Below are 21,822 nucleotides of genomic sequence, written 5' to 3' on the forward strand. Positions count from 1 at the left end.
ACCCCTCCGCCGACGCGACGACGGTGCGCTTTTGCCCCGCCGCGCCGACCCGCACGCATGGAGACCGTCCTCGTCACCGGCGGCCGCGGCGCCTCCGGGCGCTGGGTCGTCGACCGACTCGCCGGCGACTACGAGGTCGTCGTCGCCGACTACGACCACCCGGGCCCCGACGTCGACTCGGCCCCGGGCGTCTCGTTCCGCGCCGTCGACCTCGCCGATCGCGGCGAGGCGCTCGACGTCGTCCACGCGGTCGACCCCGACGCCGTCGTCCACTGGGCGGCGATCCCCGTCGCGGGCACCCATCCCGACGGGCGCGTGTTCGAGACGAACGTCCACGCCGCGAAGAACGTCCTCGACGCCGCCGGCCGCGCCGACGCCCGGATCGTGCAGGCGTCGAGCGACGGCGCGTACGGCTTCTTCTTCGCGGAGCCGACGCCGCTTCCGGACGAGCTCCCGATCACCGAGGCCCACTCGCTCCGGCCGGAGGACCCCTACGGGCTCTCGAAGGTGACCGCGGAGGCGGCCGCCGGCGCGGTCGCGCGCCGCGAGGGCGTCCCGGCGGTCTCGGTCCGCCCCTCGTGGATCCAGTCCCCCGGCGCGTACGCCTGTCGGGGCGACGAGTACGTCGACGACCTCGACGCCGGCGCCGGCAACTTCTGGTCGTACGTCGACGCCCGCGACGTCGCCGACCTCGTCGCCGACGCGCTCGCGGGGACCGCGGGGTCGAACCCGGCGGTGGCGTCCGGGACCCACGAGGCCGTCAACTGCGTCGCGGCCGACAACGCGCTCGGACGCCCGCTGCTCGACCTCCTGCGCGAATCGTACGGCGAGATTCCGGACGACTGCGCCGTCGACGAGGGCGACGACCGGGGCGCCTACGCGATTCAAAAGGCCGAGCGGCTGTTCGGGTGGGAGCCGAGCCGGTCGTGGCGCGAGGCGGCCGACGAGGATGTCCCCGAGCCGACGCTGTTTGAGCGGTAGATCGGGAGCAAACTCCTTATAAATCGTGTTGTGGTGGCGTGCGCCTGCTCGCGCCCATCGGGGCGCGAGCAGACCGCACGAGGGAGTCGGACCGGCGCAACCGCGCCGGTCCGACGAGGCTGGGGAGGCGTGAGGTGCGGTTGCGGTGCGGCCGGGTGGGACTCAAAGGGGCAGCCGCGAGGGCGAAGCACGCCGCAGCAAGCACTGGAAGGAGCGAACGAAGTGAGCGACTGAAGCGCGCAGCAAGGCGCGCGAGCCGTCGCGGCTGGGGCTTTGGAGGTGTTCACAGACGGTCCGTCAGCAACTGTTTATACGCGAGCGGCTGGGGCTTTGGCGGTGTTCACAGACGGTCCGTCAGCAACTGTTTATACGCGAGCGGCTGGGGCTTTGGAGGTGTTCACCGTCAATTCAACCTCATCTGTTTATAAACAAACGATTGAGACCGCAGGACCGCTCAAGAAACGGCCGAGAATCATTTATAAACGACCGACATATCGTATCGATTCTTAAATCGACAGGATCGCGTTCACCAGCGTCCGGGTCGCGATCGCGGTCGCCGCGCCGAGCCACGTCAGGAGGACGAAGTGGATGTACCCGTTCGCGGGGTTGCCGCCGTCGATCCGCCGGATCATCTGCGAGGAGAGGGCGGCGTTGAACAGGACGACCGTCAGGAGGAGGTACTCGATCAGCGGGATGTCGTACGCGCCGGGGTAGACGATCTGGCCGATGTCCATCTCTTCGAGCCCGAAGTCGGCCGTGAGGTCGGCGAGGATCGCGACGATCTCCAGTCCGATGAAGAAGGCGAACGTCGCCGCCGCCGTGATCCCGTACAGCAGCCCGATGAACGTCATCGCGGCCTGCCGCCGCTGCTCGCGGAGCTGGTTCACGGTGTTCATGTTCTTCGAGATCAGCTCGCCGAGCTGCTTCGGATCCCCGCCCATCCGCCGGCCGACGAGGTACATCTCGGAGAACTTCTGAATCAGGTACGAGCGGGTGTCGTACGTGAACTGCTCCCACGCCCCCTCGGTGCTGATCCGCATGTTGAGCCGGCGGTAGAGGCGCTCGATCGCCGGGGAGAGGTCCCCGAAGTTCTTCTCGCGCAGCGTGGTCAACACGTCGGTCGTCGTCGACTGCTTGGCGCTCTCGGTGGCGCCGAGCGCCCGGACGAACGAGGGGAACTCGCCGTCGCGGGCCGTGATCTGCTGTTCCTCCTGCCTGAGGACGACGCCGGTGATGATGAGCGGTGAGATGGGGACCGCGAGGTAAAACGGGAGCCGGACGTCGTCGAGGAAAAAGAGGAGGCCGGGGAGGCCGGGGCCGTAGCCGAACATCCCGGCCGCGGTGATCCCGATGAGCAGGAAGGAGAGCCCGCCGCCGACCCCGAGCGAGGCCCACAGCTTCAGGTCGCCCGGGGCGCGCTCGTCGGGGTGGAACCAGATCGGGTCGTACGGCGACGTCGCCCGGATCATCGCGTAGAAGCCGAGCTGGACGAAGACAAACAGGACGATGACGGCCGCCACCGTCGCCGTCGGGTCGTTGCCCGTGAGGATCGGGAGCACGATGGCGAAGACGAGGGCGAACGTCATCGAGAGGATCATCGACATGTACAGGTCCTTCATCACCTCCAGGTTCGCCAGCGAGGACTCGTACACCGTCTCGTACTTCGCGAGCATGACGTCCTGCTCGGAGACGAGGAACTCCTCTAGCGACTGGCCCGCCCCCATCGTGTAGCCGAGCCGGTCGAAGAAGTCGGCCATCGCGTCGGAGGGGACCTCCTCGGCCCGCCGGCGACAGGCGTCGTCGAGGCTCTGGTTCCAGGTGTCGACGAGGTGGACGACACGGCCGATCTCTTCGGCCGCGACGCCGTACTCCTCCTCCTTCGCGAGGGTCCGGAACACCTCCATGCGGTCGATGTTCGTCGTCGACAGCACGGTCATGTGCGTCATCACGAGGTGGAGCTGGTTGTCGATCTGGTTCTCCAAGCTGGAGAGATAGATCTTCGGGTAGATCACCGCCGCGACCAGCACGAGCCCGCCGAACATCGGGACGGGGACCCGCGCCGCGAACGGCAGCGGGAGGACGAACAGGCCGACGACGCTCGCGGCGAACACGAGCACCGCGGGGAGCAACACGAACCCGACGTACTTCCGCTTCGAGATGTCGAGCTTGTCGTACGACTCCATGACGGCCGAGGTCACCTCGGCCGCGGTCGCGAGCCCGTTGCCGACCTGTTTCACCCCCATTACCTGTCGACTCCATTCATCACCGCGATCACCTGACGTTCCGGTGCATGTCGAAGGGAAGCCCCTCGACGCCGTCGCGCTGGAAGGAGTTGATCGCGTCGTTCACCTCGTGGTAGCCCAAGATGCCCTCTTGGATCATCCGCTCGATGAGCTCCGCGCGGAACTCCAGGTCGTCGTAGATGTCGCGGGTGTCGGCGTAGCCGAGCAGCGTCGCGATCTGCTCTTCGAGCACGTAGGAGTTGTTCATCCCCTGGAAGACGATCTCGTCCTCGACGGGGTCCCAGCTGAACACCTCGCGGGTGACGACCCCCTCCATCTCCTTGGAATACCCCTCGATCTCCTGGACGCTCGTCACCCGGCGCAACACGTCGTTCCCCTGCTTCACCCGGTTCTGGAACAGCGCCACGTCGGCGTTGTCCATGAACGTCTCCGGGACGTTGATCGGCTCGGAGGTGAACCGCTGGATCATCGAGACGATGTCGGACGCGTGGAACGTCAGCATCACCGGGTGGCCCGTCTGGGCCGCCTGGAACGCCATACGTCCCTCGGCGCCGCGGACCTCGCCCACGATGATGTAGTCGGGCCGCGACCGGAGCGCGGCGGCGACCAGGTCGAACATGTCGACGTCGGAGCTCCCCTCGCCGCCCCCCTCGCGGGTCAGCAGCTGCTGCCAGGTGCTGTGCGGCGGGATGACCTCGGCGGTGTCCTCCGCGGTGTATATCTTCGAGTCGTCGGGGATGTACGAGAGGATGGCGTTCAGCGTCGTCGTCTTCCCGGACGCCGTCTCCCCGACCACGAACACCGTCTGCTCGTTCTCCAAGCAGAGCCAGAGGTACGCCGCCAGCTGGGGCGACAGCGTCCCCCAGTTGGTGATCTGGTTGATCGACAGCGGCACCTCGTCGCCCTGCCGGATCGTGAGCGAGGAGCCCTTCAGCGAGACGTCGTCGGAGTAGATGATGTTGATACGCGACCCGTCGGGCAGCGTGGAGTCGACGATGGGATCGGAGTCGGAGAGCGGGTCGCCGATCCGCTCGCCCATGTTGCGCAGCCAGTTGTCGAACTCCTGTTTGGTGCCGAAGTCGACGGTCGTCTCCAGCATGCCGAAGGTGCCGTGGTCGACGTGACACTCCTTGGGGCCGATGACGTGGATGTCCTCGTTGGCCGGGTCGCGCATCACCGGTTCGAGCGGGCCGAGCCCGACGATGTCGCGGTTGAGCCGGTAGCGGATGTTCTCGTACGTCTCCTCGGTGACGGAGAGTTTCCCGAAGTTCCGTATCTTCGAGACGCCTCGGCGCCAGCCGGTGGTCTCGTCGTCGACGTGGGTCACCTCCTCTAACAGCTCCTCGATGAGGTCGTCGTACTCCGCCTCCGAGTCGGGGGCGCTGTGCTGGCCGCTCGCGGTGAGCAGCCGGTTTTTGACCTGGTTGAGGATCTCGGCCTGCGGGCCGGACACCTCCGGCTCGATGGCGTAGTACTTCGTGTCCTGTCCGAGGTCACCGTAGATGTGGCTGTATATCGGCCCGCCGACGGGGTAGATGACGTTCGGGCGGTTCGACTCGTACTCGGATTTCGGTTCCTCGATGAACTGCGGGAACTCCCCCGTGATCTGCTTGAACTCCCGGAGGTGTTCCCGGAGGTGGGGCCGCCGCATGGCGGCCTTTCGGAGCTCTTCCGACGGTTTCGCGGTTCCGTGTTCGGTCATGGTCTACTCGTCGCCTCCGCGCGCTCGGGCCGCGCCCGCCGCGGTCCGCGGGGCGCGCGTCGTCTCCGTCGTTCCGTTGTCGTCGTTCGCGTCCCGCCCGCGCGGGACGACGGTTCCCCCGCGAGCGGTCGGCGCCATCACGCGACGCTGCGGCTCTCGATGACGATCCCGGTGCCCGACCGGACCGAGAATCCGATCGTGTCACCGACCTGTTCGCCCATCCCCGCGAAGCGCTTCACGTTGATCTGCCGGCGGATGTCGTTGCCGACCTCGATCATCTCGAGTTCGAGGAACACGTCGGCGATCGACCGGAACGGGCCGATGGCCTCGTCGTCGACCGCCGAGGGGTCGACGGTGAGCACGACGACCTTCCCCTGCGAGATGATCTCGCGGAAGAACGAGATGATCTCCAGGGCCGCCTGCCGCTCCTCGTTCTTCCGGACGAGCGACTCGAACGTCGGGTCGTTCCGGAAGATGGCGTCGAACGTGTCGAGGAAGATCACGTCGGAGTTCCACATCGCCTCCGCGTTCATCAGCCGCTTGAGCAGCTCCTTCCGCTCGCCGTCGCCGTCGGAGAACGCGCCGCCGGAGTCGAAGTCGGCGTGGAGGAAGAGCAGCTCCTCGTTTAAGAGTGGCTTCACCATATCGTACTCCAGCGAGTGCATCTGGTCGATGAACCCGCGGACGGTGAGCTCCGTCGACATCATCGTGACGGACGCCCCCTCCTCGACGAGCCCGTAGGCGAACCGCTGGGAGATGGCGCTTTTCCCGGCCCCGTAGTCGCCCTCCATGAGGACGATACTGCCCCGCGGGATCCCCCCGCCGAGCTCCTTGTTCAGCCGGTCGCGCTCGCCGAGGCCGATCGAGAGCAGGTTGTCGGCGCGGGGCACGTCAGGTCGCCTCCGTGCGGAACTGGAACAGCTCCTCGTCGCCGTTCACCGTGAGATACACCCGGTGGTCGGTCCCCGGGGCGAGCCCGTTGTCCGTCCCCTCCAACTGGGTGACGTCGATCGTGAGCCGTAAGACGTCGCCGCGGTCCCACGCCGCTCCCTCGCCGGCGGAGACGAGCTCCCCCGTCGTCGCGCTCGGCGGGACGTAGCTCCCGTCGAAGACGACGTCGATCCCGGAGCCGTCGGGGTGGAGCCGCTGCGTCCCGGTGTTCTTTATCAACAGCGTCACGTTCTCGTTCCCGCTCTCGTTGTACACCCCGGCGCTCGCGTCGGAGATGATCGTCACGTCCGTCCGGAGCTGCTCGGTCGCGTCGATCCCGGCGTCCTCGACGGCCGCGCTGACGCGGTCGACGCCGGTCGTGATCGTGCCGACGACGCCCGCGGCGATCACGAGGCTCGCGATGAACAGGATGAGGTGAGAGACCGGGACGCTCGCCATCTACGCGCTCACCCCCGTGACGCTCGCCGTGTCCCGCACGCCGGACTCGACGACGAGGACGACGCGGGTCTCGTTCGCGACCACGTCGGTCGAGAGGTCCGCCTCCTCGACGGTCACCGTCAGCGTCTCGCCGCCGAGCCAGAGCTCGGTGTCGGCGTCGCCGTCGACGGTCGTGTTCGCGTTCGGTCCGCCCACGTCGACGTACTCGTTGCCGACGACGAGCGTCGCGTCGCTCGCGACCAGTCCGACCGAGCCGTCGTTGGTGGCGGTGACCGTCAGCGTCGTGTCGTCGTACGTCGCGTTCGTCACGGCGAAGTCGGTGTTCTGCCGCTCCAGCGATCGCTCTTGGATCCCCTGTTGGGCGTCGGTGACGCGGTCGAAGCCGTTGGCCGCGACGGGGTAGAACGCGGTGAACGCGAAGAACAGCCCCGCGACGATGATGGCCGTCGACGCGGAGACGCTAACGCCCATCTCCCCACCCTCCGTCGGCCGGGTCAGCGCGGTCGGAACGCGGGTTCGGGTCGTTCATGGGTCGCGGGGAACCACCGTTCCGATCGCGGCCCTCCGGTCGCTCGCTGCTCCGTTCCGCCCGCCGGTCGCCGCGCTCGTCTCGCTCGGCATGCCCGTTCGCTCGTCCGTCGGCCCGGCTTCCCTCGCTATCGGTCCGGCGTCCGTCGCGATCCTCGCGCCGGCGTTTCTCGTGGCCGCCGCGCCGCCGGCCGCCGCGGTCCTCGCGCCGGTCGCGTCCCCGACCGCGGGAGCCGACCGGCGGCGGGCCGCCGCCGACCAGCGAGCCGCCGGCGAGGTCGTCCCATCGGTCGAGCAGCAGGAGGTGGCCGCTCGTGCCGTTGAGCTGCGTCACGTACCGGAGGCTCCGGGTGTGGTGCTCGCGGACCAGCCGGTCCGTCCCCGGCCGGTCGACGAGGTTCCGGTCGATCGTGCCGAACCCGGAGAGGAAGTCGCGGAGCCGCGCCGCGGCGTCCGGGCCGACCCACTCGATGCGCTCGTAGTAGTTGATCGCGCGCACCGCGTCGGTGACGTCGCTCTCGGAGACGAGGAACTCCAGCCACTCCATCACGAGCAGGTCGCCGACGTAGTCGCCGGGCAGCTCCGTGAGGTACGGCTTCCCCCGGCCGCCGGAGAGGTCGTCCTCGCCGACGTACTCGAAGCCGCCGCCGTTCGCCTCGGCCGGGTCCCCCCCGGGCTGCGGACCGCGCGTGCGGTCGGCCGCTGGGTCGGGCTCCGGTTCGGGTTCGGGCTCGGGTTCGGGCTCGCGGCCGTCCGCCGAGGCGCCCGCGCCGGTCGCCGGCTCCTCCTCGAACGAGTCCATCCCCTCGTCGAACGACTCGACGCCGTCGTCGACGCCGTCGTCGAACGGGTCCGTCTCGTCGCCGAGGCCGTCGTCGAACGAGTCCGTCTCGTCGCCGAGGCCGTCGTCGAACGCGTCCCCGTCGTCGAACGGGTCCTCGTCCGCGGGGGCGTCCGCGTCGCCCCCGTCCTCGTCGGCCCAGTCGGCCTCCCCGGCGTCGTACTCCTCTTTCAGTTCGCTGAAGCTCTTTCCGTCGTCGTTCATGTCGTCTCCGTCGTCCGCCGCCGCGGTCTCGGACGAGGCGTCGGCGGAGTCGCCGTCGTCCGTGTGGTCGTCGTCCGGTTCCCCGTCCAGCTCGTCGAACTCGTCGCCGCCGTCGTCGAAGTCGTCGTCGAGCATGTCGTCGTCGAAGAACCCGTCGGCGTCCGCGTTCGCGACGTCCTCGTCGAGCCCGTCCGCCTCTTCGTCCGCCTCGTCGTCGTCGTCGAAGAGCCCGAACGACCCCTCGCCGCCGCCGCTGACGCTGTCGAAGCCGCTGGACTCGTCGACGAAGGGGTTGATCCCGCGGGTGACCATCTCGTAGATATCGAGCAGGTTCCTGACGTCCTCCTCGATGTCGTCGACCGCGGCCGAGATCTCCTCGTTCTCCGAGCGGACCGTGGACACCGTCGAGGAGAGCGAGGCGACCTCGTTCTCCAGGTCGTCGAGCCGGTTCTCCAGCTCGCCGGTGTCGGCGCCGCCGCCGCCACCGTCGTCGTCGAAGCCGTCGTCCCACTCGTCCATCCCGTCGAAGTCGTCGAAGTCGTCGCCCATGCCACCGCCGCCACCCATGCCGCCGCCCATGCCACCGCCACCGCCGCCGTCCATCCCTCCGCCGCCGAAGGGGTCGTCGTCGCCGCCCATGCCACCGGAGTCGTCGTCGGAGCCGCCGTCGTCGAGAAAGCGGTCGAGGACGCTCGCACCGACGAGCCCCAGCGTGGCGACTATCCAGGTGGCCGTTGGAGCTCCCCACACCGGTAGTTCGAGGCCCATTACCGAGTACGACCCGCAGAACACACTTCAATTCACCCCTCAAAATATCAGCAGTGAGAAGACACCGCACCCACGGACGGCGGACGCGCGGCTCTCGCGCGGCGCCGCGGGGAGCCCCTTAGAGGGTGCGTTCGAACCCGTCGGCCGCCCGGACGACGAGCCCGCCGTCCGGCCTGAACCGGACCGTCCGGCCGACGCCGTCGCCGACGTCGCTGGCGACGATCGGGACGCCGGCCGACGCGAGCCGGCGCTCAGCCCGCTCGACGTTCCGCGGACCGACGGCGTCGGTGAGATCGAGCATCTCCGCGCCCCCGGCGACGCGCGCCTCCAATCGGCCGGACGCGGCGCCGGCCGCGACGAGGTCGTCCACGAGCGCGTCGATGCCGGCGTCGACGTACTTCCCTCGGCGGGCGGCGGCCGTCCGCGTCTCGTCGCTCGTCGGCAACATCGCGTGGAGAAGCCCGCGGACGCCCGCCCGCTCGTCGGCGAGCGCGACCGCGACGCAGGAGCCGAGCCCGCTCGTCGTCAGCGTCTCCCCGTTCGTCGCGACGGCCAGCTCGCCCACGCCGACCTTGATCCGACGCTCGGGCGCGTCGCTACCGGGGGCGCCGGCGTCGCGACTTCCGTCGGCGTCGCGGCTCGTGTCGCCGCCGCTCTCGTCGCGGTGCGACCCGCGGCCGCGGGACGACGAGGGGTGGCTCACGTCTCGGAGAGACGGTCGAGGGCCCGCGCCAGTTCGCGCTCGTCCGGGAGCGCGTACACGTCGCACCGCGCCTGCACGCCCTCCGTCTGGATCGCGGCGTCGATCACGAACCCGTAGTCCTGCCGCCGGCTCAGCTTGGCGACCAGCGGGCTGATCGTCGACGAACCGATGTCGTGGACGAACTCGGGCGGCGAGTGGCTGATCGAGGTGCCGAGCACGTTCGCCCAGCCGTCGATGAACCCGCTCGTCATCACGTTGCCGAGCTCGCAGAGCGCGTTCTCCGCCATCCCGCCGAGCGGCTCGTCCGGCTCGCTCGGGAGCATCGCCGCCGCGATCGTCGCCGCCGACTCCTCCTCGAAGAGGATCGCGAGGTAGCCGCTCGGCTCCCCCTGCAGCTCGAAGACCGTCCCGGCGTGCGGCTCGACGCCGACCTCGGCGGGCACGTCGGCGAGCGGGACGAACCGCAGCCGGCTCACGTCGACGGTCGTCTCGAGGCCCGTCATCATCGCGATGTTGTCGGCGGCGTTCGCCGACCCGCGCTTCGCCAGCGACGCGAACGTCGACAGCGACTCGTACGGGACGGCGGTGGTGCCGGCCTCGCCGGCGGCCCCGTCCCCCGCCCCCTCGGCGCCCGCCGTCGCGGCCGGCGCGGTCTTCCCGACGATGAGGTCGCGGAAGGGGCCGGAGTCGGGCAGCATATAAATAGAGAAGTCGAGGTCGGTCGTCGTCGCGTCCAGCCGGCTCTCGAAGAGGAACACGCCGTCGCCGGCGAGCGCCCCGTCCGGGAGGACGGCGGCGCCGTCGGCCTCGAAGTAGCGCGGCGGCGTCATGTCGATCGCCTTCCCGAGGTAGTTCGCCCAGCCGTCGAGGAAGCCGCCGAGCGCGATGTTGCCGACCTCGGTCACCGCGCTTCGCTCCATCGAGGCGCCGCCGGGCAGCAGCGAGAGCAGGGCGTCGACGTTGGCGGCGTCGAACGCGAGCACCGCCTCGCCGTCTAACCCGCCGCGGAGCCCGACGCTCACGCCGATCGACTCGCGGCCGGTGAACGCCTCGGCGAGGTCCTCGCCGCTGGCGACGCTCGCGCCCGTGACCTCCACCGCGAGGTCGGTCCCCGTGAGATCGGAGAGGGCGCCGGCGGCCTGTTCGGCGCCCTGCTCTGCGAGACGGTTGCACGCGCCGAGCGCCCGGACGTCGACCCGCATTATACCGCCGATCCGATGGCGTCGAGCACGTTCGGCTTCTGGAACGGCTTCGTGATGTACCCCTCGGCACCGGCCTTGATGGCGGCCTTCATCTTCTCCTCTTGCCCGACGCTGGTGCACATGATCACCGTCGCCTCGGGGTTCTCCTCTAAGATCTCCGTCGTCGCCTCGATCCCGTCGCGGATCGGCATCACGATGTCCATCATCACGAGGTCGGGGCCGTGCTCCTCGTACATATTGACCGCCTCCACGCCGTTTTCGGCCTCGCCGACGATCTCGAACTCCCCCTCCAGTATCTCCCGGAGGAGGTTCCGCATAAACTCCGAGTCGTCCGCGATAAGCACGCGCGTTGCCATGGTTGTCTCGAAAGCGGTGCAGCGATCACTTAACCACTCCCCCGCGGTTCTCAGCGATGAGAACCGACAGTGACGGCGGGGCGGCCTCTCAGATCCAGTGCCCGAGGAGGTACGTCGCGCCGACGAGGACGGTCCCGCCGAACGTCTCGCGCGTCCCGATTCCGAACGGGAGGAGCGTCGCCGGCGCCCCGTCGGGCTCCTCGGTCGGCGTCTCGCCGTCGTCTCCCTCCGATCCGGACTCGTTCGGCCCCTCGTCTGCCGAGCCGTTCCCGGTCGAGTCGCCGGCGTCGTCGCCGTCGCTCGCCCCGTCATCGCCGTCGCCGCTCCCCTCGCCCCCGTCGGTCGACTCCGAACTGTTTCCGTCGGTCTCATCGACGCGCGTCACCGCGGGGTCGGCTTCCACAATCAGCGTTCCGTTCACTCGGTCTCCGTCGATCGCGAGCGAGTACGGGTACTCGCCCGGCTCTAGGTCGGCGTCGAACCCGCCGAACGTCTCGTTCGTCTCGGCCTGCGGCGCGACCGTGACGTATCGCTCTTCGACGATCTCACCGTCGTCGACGTCGAGCGTCAGGCGTTCCCGGTCGCGCAGCTGCCCGACGTTCCGCACCGTCGCGGAGAGGGCCGCCAGCGACTCGCCGCGGGTCACCGTGAGGTTGGTCGTCGTCCCGTTCGCCAGTCGGAGTCGCCGTGGGTCCGTGGCGTTGTCAACGACGAGGACCTCCCGGCTGTCCTGTAGCGACTGCCCCCGGTAGAGCCGGTAGCTCGCTCTGGTCCCGGGCGCCACGTCGGCGAGCCCGCTGTCCGCGGAGAAGTTCCCGTCCTCGATCGCCAGCTCGGACTCGGTCCGGGACGGGGTCTCGTTGGTGTCCCTGACGATCGTCGCCGACAGCTCCGCCACGGGCAGAATCGTGGTCGTGCCCGTTATCGTCCCGTCGCCAGTCTCGACGAGGACGGTGCCGTCGTCCGTGACGTGGTCGTACCGGAGGTACCGCTCCCGAACGCTGAACGACGCCTCGGCGCTCACCCGGCCGTCGCCGGTTCCGTGATACGGGTACTGCTCCGCCACGTCCTCGTCCGTCGCCGACTGCGCTCCGAACGCCGCCGGCGGCTCGCCCCCGCCGTCGCCGAACCGATACCGCTCGCCGTCGGTCCCCTCTAAGGCGAACTCGACCGCGAACTCGTCGCCCGGCTCGACGTCGTGGGTGAACGCGCCGCCGTCGCTCGTGTCGATCGCGAGGTAGAAGCGGCCGGGCACTCCGTTCCTGTCGGCGTCCCCGCGTTCGAGCTCCGATTCCTCCGCAAGAAAGAGGCTGACGTCGTCGGAGTCGGCGTCCGCGAGATCGAGCTCCGCCCGGGGTTCGTTCCGCCCGGGATTCGTCTGCCGGACCGTCAGCGAGACGCCCTCCTCGGCCTCGAGGAGATCGACGAGGACGGTGTGGTTGAGCGTCGTCCCGGCCTCGATCGCGGTCCCGTCGTCCGACTCGCCGGACCGCCGCTCCGCGAAGTGCGCCATCGCGCCCCAGATCCCGGTCGCCTCGAAGCCGAGCACGACGCGGTCGCCCTTCGTCACCGCCGTTCGGTCGAGTCCGGCCTCCCTGAGGGCTGCGAGCGACTCGGTCCCTTCCCCGTCGTCCCCCCCGTCGGCGATCACGTCCGAGTCCGCGGTCGTGAAGACCTCGGCCTCGTCGTGGAATCCCGGTTCCTCCAACACGAGGTCGGACTCCGCGGCCACCTCGACCGGGTCTATCGCGCCCGAATCGCGGACGATGAACGTGCCGTTGGTGATCGCGAGCCGGTACCGCTCCGGAACGAGGGGCCGCGCGAGCCCGCCCGCGCCCGTCGAGCCGACCCCGGAGAGGTTCGCGAGGCTGTCGGCGACCACGTCGCCGTCCTCGTTTTTGAACTCAAGCGAGCAGTTCACGCGGTCGGCGCTACAGCTCTTGACGCCGCTCTCGTTCGTCCCGAGGAGCCGCGTGTTGATCGTCGTCGACCCGTCTCCCACCTTGAGCACGTCGACGAATCCGACCGTCCCGCCGGAATCGGTGAGGCGGTTGCCGCCGACCAGCAGGTACGCGGTGTCGCCCCCGGAGGTGTCGACGACGTGTCTGATCTCCACCGGGTCACCCGCCGTTCCGGTGTACGTCGGTCGGCTGAATGAGCCGTCGATCTCTCGGCTGACGGCGCCGCCCGGCGCCGCAGTTTCGCCGGTTTCGATCGCCGGAGCGACCTCGTCGCCGGCGGACGGTACCGCTCCGTCGCTCGCCGCCGCGTCCCCTCCCGCGAGCGCCGCCGCGGCGGGACCGATCGGCCCGGCGCCGAGGACCGAGCAGAGCACCGCGAGGGCGACCAGCACGGTTCCCAGCGTCGAGAGCCGAGAGCGCAGCGCGACGGCCTCCCCGTCGCTCTCCGCGGGTTCCCCGCGGCGGGCGCCGCGGGACCCGACGCGGCGGCCCTCTGAATCGGCGGTCGCCGCTCTGTCGGACCGATCCGCGCCGTCCCGTGGAGATCTGGAGGTCATCGTGGTGTCGGGTTGTCGTGGTGTCGGGTCGTCGTGCCGGCGAGTCGTCGTCACGGAGCCGAATCGCGCGGACGGCTCGCCGTCGGTTGCTACACGGTCGGGATCTCAGCGACTAAAGCGTACCCTCCCGATTATCGCCTCGGAGAACGGGAGCCGGTCGCCGCGACGCGATTCGGCTCGAATCGACCGACTGCGGCGGTCTCGAACTCTCGGTCGAGCCCCGAAGAGTTAAGCCCGCCCGCGGTCCGGTTCCGATGAGGATGAAGACCTGTCCCCGGTGCGAGTCGTCGATCGACGACGAGGCCCGCTACTGCGTCGACTGCGGCGCCCCCCAGACCGAGGCGGCCGCCGAAGAGCTCGACGAGTACGTGCAGCGACAGGCGCAGCAGGTCGCCGCCGACTCGGGGGCGGCGGGCGGCGGTGGCACCGACGGCGGATCCGGCGACGGAGGCGTGGCCGGCTTCGTACCGACCGAGGAGCTCACCGACCGCGAACAGCTCTGGCGGCGCGGCTGTTACGTCGCGGGGTACGGCACGATCGTCGTCGCGCTCACGCTGGTCCCGCAGGCCGGTGCGTTCCTCCTGGTTCTCGGCGGGATCGCCATCTTACCGCCGGTCCGCCGGCTGACGGCGGAGCCGCTCGGGAGTCCGCTGAAGCGCGAGGTGATGGCCGGGCTGTACGCGATCCTCGCCCTGCTCGGTGCGGTGCTGCTGTTCGTTTTATAAGAGGCTGCTCCCGCTCACTCGATCCGGAACCCGTTCGCCTCCTCCGCGGCGCGGACGAGGTCGCCGATGCTGTCGCTCGCGGTGAGCCCCTGGCTCGCGGCGAACCGCTTTATCGCCACCGGCGGCACGTCGACGGTCGTCTCGCTCGCGACGAGCAGGAGTCCGAGCGCCTCCGGCGTCGGCGAGCTCGGGCCCGCGTTCGACGCGAACCACGTCACGAGCGAGTCGAACGTCGCCGTCACGTCGTTCGACACCATCCGCTGGCGGGTGGTGTCGCCGTCGACGTGGAGCGTCGCGTCGATCCCGTAGGTGAAGCCGTCGCCGTCAAAGGAGCTCGCCAGCCACCGGCTCACCGCCTGTCGGTCGACCTTGGCGGGGCCGGCCCCCCGGCCGCCGCGGTCGCCCTGACCGCCGCGACCGCCGCGGCCGCCCTCGGACGCACCCCGATCCGCGGCCTCCGGGCCGGCCGCATTCGCCTGCGGGTCCGTGCCCGGCGGCTGGCGCTCCGCGGGGCTCGCGGGGTCCGCGGCGGTGAACCCGGACTCGTCGGCGGGCTGGCTGGCCGGCCGCGACCGCCCGACGTTGGGCCGGCCGTTCGTCCCGACGACGTACCGGCTCTCCCCGATCTCGACGACGCTCTCGTCGTCGGTGAAGTCGAGCTCCTCGGGGTCGGCCGGCGGGGCGTCCGGGTCGGCCGCCGGTGCGTCGTGGTCACTCATGGCGTAGCCGTGGAAGCGCGAGAAAATAGGTGTTCCGGGCGGAACGGTCCGCCGGGGAAGTGGTTCGGGGGCTGTTCGAGGCTCGTTAGAGCCGGACCGCTTCGCCGTCCTCGCTGTAGAGGTCGGGCGAATTGAGCTCGACGGAAGTCGTTGCCGACGACGGCGAGACGATCTCGAGCGACGAGGTATCGCTCTGACCGAACGCCTCATCACTGGTCAGATGTGCGAAGGTGAACGTATCACCGTTACGAACACCAGTACTATCATTAGCGCTCGTCAGGCTACCGAACGGTTCTGCACCGGGGTTGAGGACGATCGTGTAATCTTCCTCACCGTTCAGTACCGCGTCGTCGCCCGCAACCCAGGCACCGGAGCTGTTCTGTACCCCGAATTCGCTCTGGTTGAGGTAGCTTGCGTTGTAACTGCTATCCAGTGTCGTTCCGTTTGCGGCTTCATCAGTAAACACAAGATTCGCCTGCCCGTTCGGACCAACGGCTTGGATAGTCGTCTCTGACAAGTCTATTTGACTGGAACCGGCCGCACCGGAGACACTCACCCGAATTTCTTCAAGTTCCCCGGAGCTCGCGTTACCCACGATACCGACTTCACTCGAAACGTCGATACGCTCGGACACGAGGTCTGTACTCTCTTGACCCGTCGCTTCAGCCTGTGATTGGAGGAAGCCGGCCGTGTTGATCAGAACACCGGCGGCGATCGCTGCCACCAGCACCATCGCGATGAACACGATGAGGGTCCCGATCCCCACTTGACCGCGGTCCTCACTATTGTTGATAAACTCGAACATTGTTACAGCCTCACCGAGGTTTGATCTTCAGTCAGTGTCGTCGGGACACGCAGCTCAGCACTTGTGGTCGCCCCGGACGCGGTCGTGAACGTCACCGAGAGACTGTCGCCGGCATTCAAACCGCCGTCGCTCCCGTCCGGATCCAAATTGTATCCGAATTCGCCGTCGCTATCGTTGAGATTCAGCGTGATCTCTGCGCGGTCACCCGTGTCTGTCAGGACGACTTCATCACCGGTTTCGCCGGTGAACATGTCGATCTCGTTTTCCGAGAGTTCACCTGTGACCTGTCCACCAGTACCGATCAGCTCAACACTCACTTCAGTAAGGTCGATATTCCCGGCACCTGGGGATTGTGCGACGGTGATCTGGAGTTCGTCGATCGCACGCTCCGTACTCGTGTTACTAATATTCAAATCAGTGACGTTCCCGGACTGGCTAACAATCTGCAGCCGGTCGCTCACCTGACTCGTACTTTCTTCGCCCGTCGCCTCCGCCTGCGTCTGGAGGAAGCCGGCCGTGTTGATCAGGACGCCGGCGGCGATCGCCGCCACCAGCACCATCGCGATGAACACGATGAGGGTCCCGATCCCCACTTGCCCGCGCTCTTCCTCGTCCAGTATGGTTTCGAACATTGTGTGTTGCGTTGGCCCCCGGCCTGCCCGGCGGGCGTTATCGATAGGGAGTGTGATTTCCCTATTAAAGACTCCGTGCCGATTATTCGACCTGATAAAACGCCGCAGTCGTGCGATTTTCGGATTAATTCCAGCAAAATAATTTCTATAATCATCAACGATTTCACCGCGTGGTTATCGCATCCGATACTCGAACAGCAGTAGATGTGCGCGCAGATATCGGCCGATCAGTCGGCGCGGAACTGCTCGGTAGCGCGGTGAGGTCGATCAACGGGGGTCCGCGTCGGAACCCAGCGGGTGACCTACACAGGTGAACTGGGCCGATCAACTGAGACGATCCGTACCGCAGCGCCGCGGATCGTTACCGGTCCTGAATCCGCGTGAGTTCGGACTCGGGGATCACGAGCTCTCGCGTGCCGGGCTCGTAGACCGCGAGGCTCCCGGCGACGAGCGCCATCGACGCCGCCAGCAGCCCGGTGTTGATCAACAGCAGCGCCGCCGCGTCGGCGAACGACGTCCGGAAGCCGGCGACGGGCGTCGCGACGGCCGCGACGACGACCAGTCCGAAGCCGACGGCCAGGTACGCCATCGCGGTGCGGCCCGACGACCGGTAGGCGGCCACCGCGAACGCCGCCAGCGTCGCGCTCGCGCCCGCCAACACGGTGGTCGTCACGAGATACAATCCCTCGATGAGCTCCATATCCGGCCTCCTCGGAGTCGATACATAAACCCACGGTGGCGGCTATCACCGGCGATAACACGGCGTTCCGCTATCGCGGGTCCGAAGAACGCGGATACGGCGTCTGTCGCCCGCCTGTCCCCGGATTCGACGATCCCTGCACTCACCGGTATCCTTTTACGTTGTAAAAATCAACGACGATAACGTGAATGGTGGGGGACGATCTGATCACGGTTCTCGGTAACAAGTACAACACGGACATTCTGACGGCGACCGGCGACGCGATGTCCGCGCAGGATCTGAGCGACGAGCTCGACGTCCCGATCGCGACGTGTTACCGCCGGATCAACGAGCTCGAGGAGGCCGACTTACTCGAGCTGCACGACCGGCCGCTCTCGGACGAGCACCGCCGGGTGAAGGTGTACCGCCGGAAGGTCGACGGCGTCGAGGTCGACTTCCGCGACGGGCTCACGATCGAGGTCGAGGAGCGCTCCGCGGTGAAAAACCGGCTCGACGACGTGTGGCGCGACCTCTCGTCGAGTCAGTAGCGTCCCGCAACTCTCCCCTTCCGCTCCGTCGGCGACTCTCGGTCCGTTCTCTCTGTCCGTTCCCTCGATCTCTCCTCTTAGAGTCCGGTCCGGATCAAAACGACGGTCCCTCGGACCCTCCCATCATCGAGAACCCGCCGGCCCGCTCGTGGACGGTGATCCCCCCTTCGCCGATCTCCATCGGGAAGATGTCGGTGTCGATGTCCTGTTTCCGCATCTTCGCCACCCAGACGTACCGGTTGACGCCCGAGTCCGTCGGCGTCTGGATGAAGTAGATGTTCCCGTCGGTGAGGAAGTTCTCCAGTCCGACCTCGGTGTCCGGGAACACGGCGCCCTGCTCGTTGATGAGCAGCGAGGTCAACCCGTTCGCCTTGAGGATGTCGGAGAACTTCAGGAGGTACGTCCGCTTCTCCTGTTCGGCGTCGAAGAAGAGCTGGAACATCGACAGCGAGTCGAGCACGAGCCGGTCGAACCCGCCGTCCTCGATCGTGTCGAGCAGGCGGTCGACCGCCGTCGAGAAGTCGGTCTCGCGCAGCATCTCTCGCTTGTCCAAGATCACGATGTCGCCGTCGTCGACGGCGTCGCCGAACCCGTCGAGACCGATCGACTCCGCGGCGCCGCGGATGTCCGCCTCGTCCTCCTCGAAGGAGACGTACACGCCGCGCTCGTCGTGTTCGGTGACGCCGTGATGGAGGTACTGGATACCGAAGATGCTCTTGCCGGTCCCGGGGTTCCCGGAGACGAGTACCGTCGACCGCTCCGTGATGCCGCCGGTGAGGATCGAGTCGAGCCCCTCGACCCCGGTGGAGACGAGTTCTGACATTCGTCCCGGTATTGGCGACGGGAGTATATAAAAGACGATCCGACGCGACCGGCCGAACTGACGGCGACAGCTTTATTTCTCGACACACCGGCCGATACTGTATGCCCGGTGAAGCGTCTCCCGTCGCCCCCGGCGGTGATCAGCGGTGAGCGACCTCTCGATCCTGATCGTGGAAGACGAGCCCGACATCGCCGCGCTGTACGCCGGCTTCCTCGACGGGCGGTACGAGGTCGATCTCGCCGAAACCGCCGCCGAGGCGATCGATCAGGTCGACGCGAGCGTCGACGTGGTGCTCCTCGATCGCCGGCTCCCGGACGGAAGCGGCGACGACGTGCTCGAACGCATCCGCGAGGCCGGCTACGACTGTCGGGTCGCGATGGTCACCGCCGTCGAGCCCGACTTCGACATCATCGATATGGGGTTCGACCTGTACCTCACCAAGCCCGTCAGCCGGTCGAACCTGCTGACGGCGATCGACACCCTGCTCACCCGCAGCGAGTACGACGATCTCGTCCAGGAGGCGGCGGCACTGGCGAGCAAGCGCGCGGTGCTAAGCTCCCAGAAGCCCGCCGCCCAGCGCGAGGGGAACGAGGCGTACGCCGACCTCGTCGAGCGCTTGGAGGCCCTCGACGCCGACATCGACGACCTCGGCGAATCGCTCTCCTCCGACGACTACCGCGCGATGTTCCGCGACCTCGGCGAGGCCTGACGCGGCGGCGACCGCGTCACTCTCGCCCTCTCGTCCTCCCCGCTTCCGCCCTCTCGTCCTCCCCGCTTCCGCCCTCTCGTCCTCCCCGCTTACGCACTCTCCTCGACGCTCTTCCTTCGCGGATCCCACCGACGGCGTCCGGATCCCGAACGAAATTTGAACGGACCTCGCCCCGACTCCGCACCAACGTTGTCCGGTTGTTGAAAAATCTATATTCCCCTCATCGCCCTCGCCGAGACCATGACGGAACAAGACACGCGGCGGCGCTTCCTGACGACGAGCGGCGGACTCGCGACGCTGGCACTCGCCGGTTGTCTCGGCGAGGGCGGCAGCGGCGGCGAGATGGACGAGAGCGACGGGATGGACGGAGACGACGGCATGGGTAGCGAGGACGGCGAGGGGGACGGCATGGAGGCCGATGACGGGATGGACGGCGAGGACGACATGGACAGCGAGGACGACACGGACGACGAGGACGGGATGGGGGAGCCCGTCACGGTCCGGGTGCGGATCGAGAACGTCGCCTCCACGGAGTTCTACCCCGCGGACACGTCGACCGACGGCGTCGTCTGGGTCTCGCCGGGCGCGTACGCGATACACGAGGGCGGGAACCCGATATACGACCGCGGCGATTCGGCGTCGGTCGGTCTCGAAGCGCTCGCCGAGGCCGGCCGCCCGACGGGATTCGAGGGGGAAAACGGGATCGTCGCCGAGCTCGCCGCGTCGACGGCGGTCCACGACTCGGGCGCGTACGCCCCCGCCGACACGGTCGCCGACCCGAACGACCCGACGGGAGCGATCCCGGGCGCCCCGCCGATCGCGCCCGGCGGCGCCTTCGAGTTTGAGGCCGACGTCGCGCCCGGCCAGCGGCTCTCCTTCGCCTCGATGGTCGTCCCCTCGAACGACGCCTTCGTCTCGACCGACGAGGAGGGGGTCGCGCTCTGGCCCGACGACGGCGAGCCGGTCGACGGCGACGTCACCGACGCCGTGGCGCTGTTCGACGCGGGGACGGAGCCGAACGCGGAACCCCCCGGAACCGGTCCCGACCAAGCGCCCGCACAGGACGCGCCCGACCAGGGCGCCGACGAAGACGGCGTCGTTCGCCGGTTGAGCGACGTCGACGACGGCCACGAGTACCCGGCCGCCGAGGACGTGGTTCAAGTGACTGTAACCCCGACGTAGAGTATGATAGACGTTACCGAACGACGAGACGCGCTGCTCGCGGCGGCGGCCGGGACGGTGGCGGTCGCCGGCTCGTACCTCCTCACGGGGTGGTCGCCCGCGTTCGTCGTCCGGCCCGTCGACCAGGCCATCGTCAACTCGACGCCCGGGCCGGTCGTGACGTTCGCGATCGAGACCCTCGGCGACGCGGGCCACCTGATCCACATCGCCATGGCGTTCGCGGCCGTGGTCGGCCTGTTCGGCGCGGTTGCGTTCGGCGGGCTCCGGCTCGCCGCGCGCCTCGATCGGTCGTCGGCCGGGGCCGCAGCGGCCGGGGCCGCGGCGACCGGCGTCGTCTCGTGGCTGCTCGCCGCCGGGCTGACCGGAGACCCGACGCGGGCGTTGGGAGTGGCCCTCCCCGCGGCGGCCGTCGTCGCGGTCGGCGGCGTTCCCCCGTCGCCCGACCCGTCTGTTCCCGGATCGGCGTCCGGGGACGGGTCCTCGGTCGCAGGGAACTCGACGCCGACCGTCGACGCGGTGCGTCGCCGAACGCTCGGCGTCCTCGTCGGAACGCTCGGGTTCGTCGTCGCGGCGGTCGTGGGCCGGCGGCTGCCAGCGCCGGCCGACGACACGCTCGCCGACGCTCCGCGGTCAGAGGGCGCGACCGAGCGGCTGGAGGCGATCGACTCGGCCTCGTTGCCGGTCGCGAGCGAGGGCCTCCTCGGCATGGTGAGCCCGATCGGCGAGTTCTACAACGTCGACATCGCGGAGTTCGACCCGGAGGTCACCGCGGACGAGTGGTCGCTGACGTTCACCGGCGAGACCGGGTCCGAGCGGACGATCGCCTTCGACGAACTGATCGACCGGTCAGTCGAGCACCGCGCGGTGACACTGCGCTGCGTCGGCGAGGAGCTGAACGGCCGCAAGCTGGACAACGCCGTCTGGACGGGGACGCCGATCCGCCCGCTGCTCGAGTCCGTCGACCCCGGGGGCGACTGCAACTGCGCGATGCTGCGCGGCGAGGACGGGTACTACGTCCAGTTCCCGGTCGACGTGCTCGCGGAGGGGTTCCTCGCGTGGGGGATGAACGGGAAGGAGCTCCCGACGGGTCACGGCCACCCGGTCCGGGTGCTGATCCCGGGTCACTGGGGGGAGACGAACGTGAAGTGGCTCTCGGAGATCGAGCTGCTGAACGTCGAGGATGACGGGTACTGGGAGGAGCGCGGCTGGGAGGGGACCGGCGAGGTGAAGACGGTCGCCAAGCTCTGGGACGAGGGCGTCACCGAGCTCGACGACGGGCGGATCGAACTCGCCGGCCACGCTTACGCCGGCACCCGCGGGATCGAACGCGTCGAGGTCTCGACCGACGGCGGCGACTCGTGGGAGGACGCCGCCCTCTCCGACCCCCTCCCCGACGCCGACGTCTGGCGGCAGTGGCGCCACGTCTTCGACCCCGACGGGCCGAGCGAGGTCGTCGTCCGCGCGGTCGACGGCGAGGGGACCCGCCAGATCGAGGCGCCGTCCGACCCGTCGCCGTCCGGCGCGTCCGGCTGGGTCCGTCGGACGGTCGGGTGACCGCCCGTCGC

The 21,822-nt window shown here is 68.7% G+C and carries 21 protein-coding genes; 6 read left to right on the forward strand and 15 right to left on the reverse strand.

What is annotated here, in order from left to right; genetic code table 11:
- Positions 1-57 precede the first annotated feature (57 nt).
- Positions 58-981, forward strand: coding sequence for an NAD(P)-dependent oxidoreductase (locus Hrr1229_RS07710; RefSeq protein WP_123113437.1), 924 nt, complete (start codon positions 58-60; stop codon positions 979-981).
- 506 nt (positions 982-1,487) lie between these two features.
- Here the strand turns inward: Hrr1229_RS07710 and flaJ are convergent.
- The 10 genes from flaJ to Hrr1229_RS07760 form a co-directional block, all read right to left on the reverse strand.
- Positions 1,488-3,224 carry an archaellar assembly protein FlaJ gene (gene flaJ / locus Hrr1229_RS07715; RefSeq protein ID WP_123113435.1) on the reverse strand — a complete coding sequence of 579 codons (1,737 nt, stop codon included), beginning with the start codon at positions 3,222-3,224 and terminating at the stop codon, positions 1,488-1,490.
- 28 nt (positions 3,225-3,252) lie between these two features.
- Complete coding sequence (locus Hrr1229_RS07720; protein ID WP_123113434.1) at positions 3,253-4,926, reverse strand: type II/IV secretion system ATPase subunit; 1,674 nt, start codon at positions 4,924-4,926, stop codon at positions 3,253-3,255.
- Positions 4,927-5,063: 137 nt separating this feature from the next.
- Positions 5,064-5,816, reverse strand: coding sequence for an ATPase domain-containing protein (locus Hrr1229_RS07725; protein ID WP_123113433.1), 753 nt, complete (start codon positions 5,814-5,816; stop codon positions 5,064-5,066).
- A 1-nt stretch (position 5,817) separates the two neighbouring features.
- Positions 5,818-6,315 (reverse strand): flagellar protein G, encoded by a 498-nt coding sequence (locus tag Hrr1229_RS07730; protein ID WP_123113432.1) that lies wholly within the window; start codon positions 6,313-6,315, stop codon positions 5,818-5,820.
- Positions 6,316-6,786: a flagellin gene (locus tag Hrr1229_RS07735; protein ID WP_123113431.1), complete on the reverse strand. Its 471-nt coding sequence runs from the start codon at positions 6,784-6,786 to the stop codon at positions 6,316-6,318. It lies immediately after the preceding gene.
- Positions 6,776-8,656: a FlaD/FlaE family flagellar protein gene (locus Hrr1229_RS07740; protein WP_123113430.1), complete on the reverse strand. Its 1,881-nt coding sequence runs from the start codon at positions 8,654-8,656 to the stop codon at positions 6,776-6,778. Before Hrr1229_RS07740 ends, Hrr1229_RS07735 begins: the two co-directional genes overlap by 11 nt.
- A gap of 118 nt (positions 8,657-8,774) precedes the next feature.
- Entirely contained in the window at positions 8,775-9,359 is a 585-nt protein-coding gene (locus tag Hrr1229_RS07745; RefSeq protein ID WP_123113429.1) for a chemotaxis protein CheD, read from the reverse strand.
- Positions 9,356-10,561 carry a chemotaxis protein CheC gene (locus Hrr1229_RS07750; protein WP_123113428.1) on the reverse strand — a complete coding sequence of 402 codons (1,206 nt, stop codon included), beginning with the start codon at positions 10,559-10,561 and terminating at the stop codon, positions 9,356-9,358. The genes Hrr1229_RS07745 and Hrr1229_RS07750 overlap by 4 nt, the downstream gene beginning before the upstream one ends.
- Positions 10,561-10,917 (reverse strand): chemotaxis protein CheY, encoded by a 357-nt coding sequence (cheY, locus tag Hrr1229_RS07755; protein WP_008008138.1) that lies wholly within the window; start codon positions 10,915-10,917, stop codon positions 10,561-10,563. Before cheY ends, Hrr1229_RS07750 begins: the two co-directional genes overlap by 1 nt.
- Before the next feature lie 88 nt (positions 10,918-11,005).
- On the reverse strand, positions 11,006-13,435 hold the full coding sequence (locus Hrr1229_RS07760; RefSeq protein WP_176329379.1) for a BGTF surface domain-containing protein: 2,430 nt from the start codon (positions 13,433-13,435) through the stop codon (positions 11,006-11,008).
- A gap of 260 nt (positions 13,436-13,695) precedes the next feature.
- Here Hrr1229_RS07760 and Hrr1229_RS07765 point away from each other — a divergent pair, with 260 nt between their 5' ends.
- Positions 13,696-14,160, forward strand: coding sequence for a zinc ribbon domain-containing protein (locus Hrr1229_RS07765; RefSeq protein WP_123113427.1), 465 nt, complete (start codon positions 13,696-13,698; stop codon positions 14,158-14,160).
- A 14-nt stretch (positions 14,161-14,174) separates the two neighbouring features.
- Here the strand turns inward: Hrr1229_RS07765 and Hrr1229_RS07770 are convergent, their stop codons facing one another.
- From Hrr1229_RS07770 to Hrr1229_RS07785, 4 genes are all read right to left on the reverse strand, one after another.
- On the reverse strand, positions 14,175-14,879 hold the full coding sequence (locus tag Hrr1229_RS07770) for a hypothetical protein (RefSeq protein ID WP_123113426.1): 705 nt from the start codon (positions 14,877-14,879) through the stop codon (positions 14,175-14,177).
- A gap of 85 nt (positions 14,880-14,964) precedes the next feature.
- Complete coding sequence (locus Hrr1229_RS07775; RefSeq protein WP_123113425.1) at positions 14,965-15,684, reverse strand: archaellin/type IV pilin N-terminal domain-containing protein; 720 nt, start codon at positions 15,682-15,684, stop codon at positions 14,965-14,967.
- Between the two features lie 2 nt (positions 15,685-15,686).
- Positions 15,687-16,316: an archaellin/type IV pilin N-terminal domain-containing protein gene (locus tag Hrr1229_RS07780; protein WP_123113424.1), complete on the reverse strand. Its 630-nt coding sequence runs from the start codon at positions 16,314-16,316 to the stop codon at positions 15,687-15,689.
- A gap of 361 nt (positions 16,317-16,677) precedes the next feature.
- Positions 16,678-17,016 (reverse strand): hypothetical protein, encoded by a 339-nt coding sequence (locus Hrr1229_RS07785; RefSeq protein WP_123113423.1) that lies wholly within the window; start codon positions 17,014-17,016, stop codon positions 16,678-16,680.
- 188 nt (positions 17,017-17,204) lie between these two features.
- On the opposite strand from Hrr1229_RS07785, the gene Hrr1229_RS07790 reads away from it, so the two are divergent.
- On the forward strand, positions 17,205-17,543 hold the full coding sequence (locus tag Hrr1229_RS07790; protein WP_123113422.1) for a helix-turn-helix domain-containing protein: 339 nt from the start codon (positions 17,205-17,207) through the stop codon (positions 17,541-17,543).
- A gap of 94 nt (positions 17,544-17,637) precedes the next feature.
- On the opposite strand, the gene Hrr1229_RS07795 is transcribed toward Hrr1229_RS07790, so the two are convergent.
- Entirely contained in the window at positions 17,638-18,366 is a 729-nt protein-coding gene (locus Hrr1229_RS07795; RefSeq protein ID WP_123113421.1) for an ATPase domain-containing protein, read from the reverse strand.
- A 145-nt stretch (positions 18,367-18,511) separates the two neighbouring features.
- On the opposite strand from Hrr1229_RS07795, the gene Hrr1229_RS07800 reads away from it, so the two are divergent.
- From Hrr1229_RS07800 to Hrr1229_RS07810, 3 genes are all read left to right on the forward strand, one after another.
- Complete coding sequence (locus Hrr1229_RS07800; RefSeq protein WP_123113420.1) at positions 18,512-19,075, forward strand: HalX domain-containing protein; 564 nt, start codon at positions 18,512-18,514, stop codon at positions 19,073-19,075.
- Between the two features lie 240 nt (positions 19,076-19,315).
- Positions 19,316-20,257, forward strand: a complete 942-nt coding sequence (locus tag Hrr1229_RS07805; protein ID WP_123113419.1) for a spondin domain-containing protein — start codon at positions 19,316-19,318, stop codon at positions 20,255-20,257.
- A gap of 3 nt (positions 20,258-20,260) precedes the next feature.
- Entirely contained in the window at positions 20,261-21,811 is a 1,551-nt protein-coding gene (locus Hrr1229_RS07810) for a molybdopterin-dependent oxidoreductase (RefSeq protein WP_123113418.1), read from the forward strand.
- Positions 21,812-21,822 lie beyond the last annotated feature (11 nt).

This window comes from Halorubrum sp. CBA1229, from assembly GCF_003721435.2.
Classification (GTDB): Archaea; Halobacteriota; Halobacteria; order Halobacteriales; family Haloferacaceae; genus Halorubrum.

Bases quoted from the DNA above. Each gene is read 5' to 3' on its own strand.
- Hrr1229_RS07710 (WP_123113437.1), top strand. From the start codon at position 58: ATGGAGACCGTCCTCGTCACCGGCGGCCGCGGCGCCTCCGGGCGCTGG.
- flaJ (WP_123113435.1), bottom strand. From the start codon at position 3,224: ATGGGGGTGAAACAGGTCGGCAACGGGCTCGCGACCGCGGCCGAGGTG.
- Hrr1229_RS07720 (WP_123113434.1), bottom strand. From the start codon at position 4,926: ATGACCGAACACGGAACCGCGAAACCGTCGGAAGAGCTCCGAAAGGCC.
- Hrr1229_RS07730 (WP_123113432.1), bottom strand. From the start codon at position 6,315: ATGGCGAGCGTCCCGGTCTCTCACCTCATCCTGTTCATCGCGAGCCTC.
- Hrr1229_RS07735 (WP_123113431.1), bottom strand. From the start codon at position 6,786: ATGGGCGTTAGCGTCTCCGCGTCGACGGCCATCATCGTCGCGGGGCTG.
- Hrr1229_RS07740 (WP_123113430.1), bottom strand. From the start codon at position 8,656: ATGGGCCTCGAACTACCGGTGTGGGGAGCTCCAACGGCCACCTGGATA.
- Hrr1229_RS07750 (WP_123113428.1), bottom strand. From the start codon at position 10,561: ATGCGGGTCGACGTCCGGGCGCTCGGCGCGTGCAACCGTCTCGCAGAG.
- cheY (WP_008008138.1), bottom strand. From the start codon at position 10,917: ATGGCAACGCGCGTGCTTATCGCGGACGACTCGGAGTTTATGCGGAAC.
- Hrr1229_RS07760 (WP_176329379.1), bottom strand. From the start codon at position 13,435: ATGACCTCCAGATCTCCACGGGACGGCGCGGATCGGTCCGACAGAGCG.
- Hrr1229_RS07765 (WP_123113427.1), top strand. From the start codon at position 13,696: ATGAAGACCTGTCCCCGGTGCGAGTCGTCGATCGACGACGAGGCCCGC.
- Hrr1229_RS07770 (WP_123113426.1), bottom strand. From the start codon at position 14,879: ATGAGTGACCACGACGCACCGGCGGCCGACCCGGACGCCCCGCCGGCC.
- Hrr1229_RS07775 (WP_123113425.1), bottom strand. From the start codon at position 15,684: ATGTTCGAGTTTATCAACAATAGTGAGGACCGCGGTCAAGTGGGGATC.
- Hrr1229_RS07780 (WP_123113424.1), bottom strand. From the start codon at position 16,316: ATGTTCGAAACCATACTGGACGAGGAAGAGCGCGGGCAAGTGGGGATC.
- Hrr1229_RS07785 (WP_123113423.1), bottom strand. From the start codon at position 17,016: ATGGAGCTCATCGAGGGATTGTATCTCGTGACGACCACCGTGTTGGCG.
- Hrr1229_RS07790 (WP_123113422.1), top strand. From the start codon at position 17,205: ATGGTGGGGGACGATCTGATCACGGTTCTCGGTAACAAGTACAACACG.
- Hrr1229_RS07795 (WP_123113421.1), bottom strand. From the start codon at position 18,366: ATGTCAGAACTCGTCTCCACCGGGGTCGAGGGGCTCGACTCGATCCTC.
- Hrr1229_RS07805 (WP_123113419.1), top strand. From the start codon at position 19,316: ATGACGGAACAAGACACGCGGCGGCGCTTCCTGACGACGAGCGGCGGA.
- Hrr1229_RS07810 (WP_123113418.1), top strand. From the start codon at position 20,261: ATGATAGACGTTACCGAACGACGAGACGCGCTGCTCGCGGCGGCGGCC.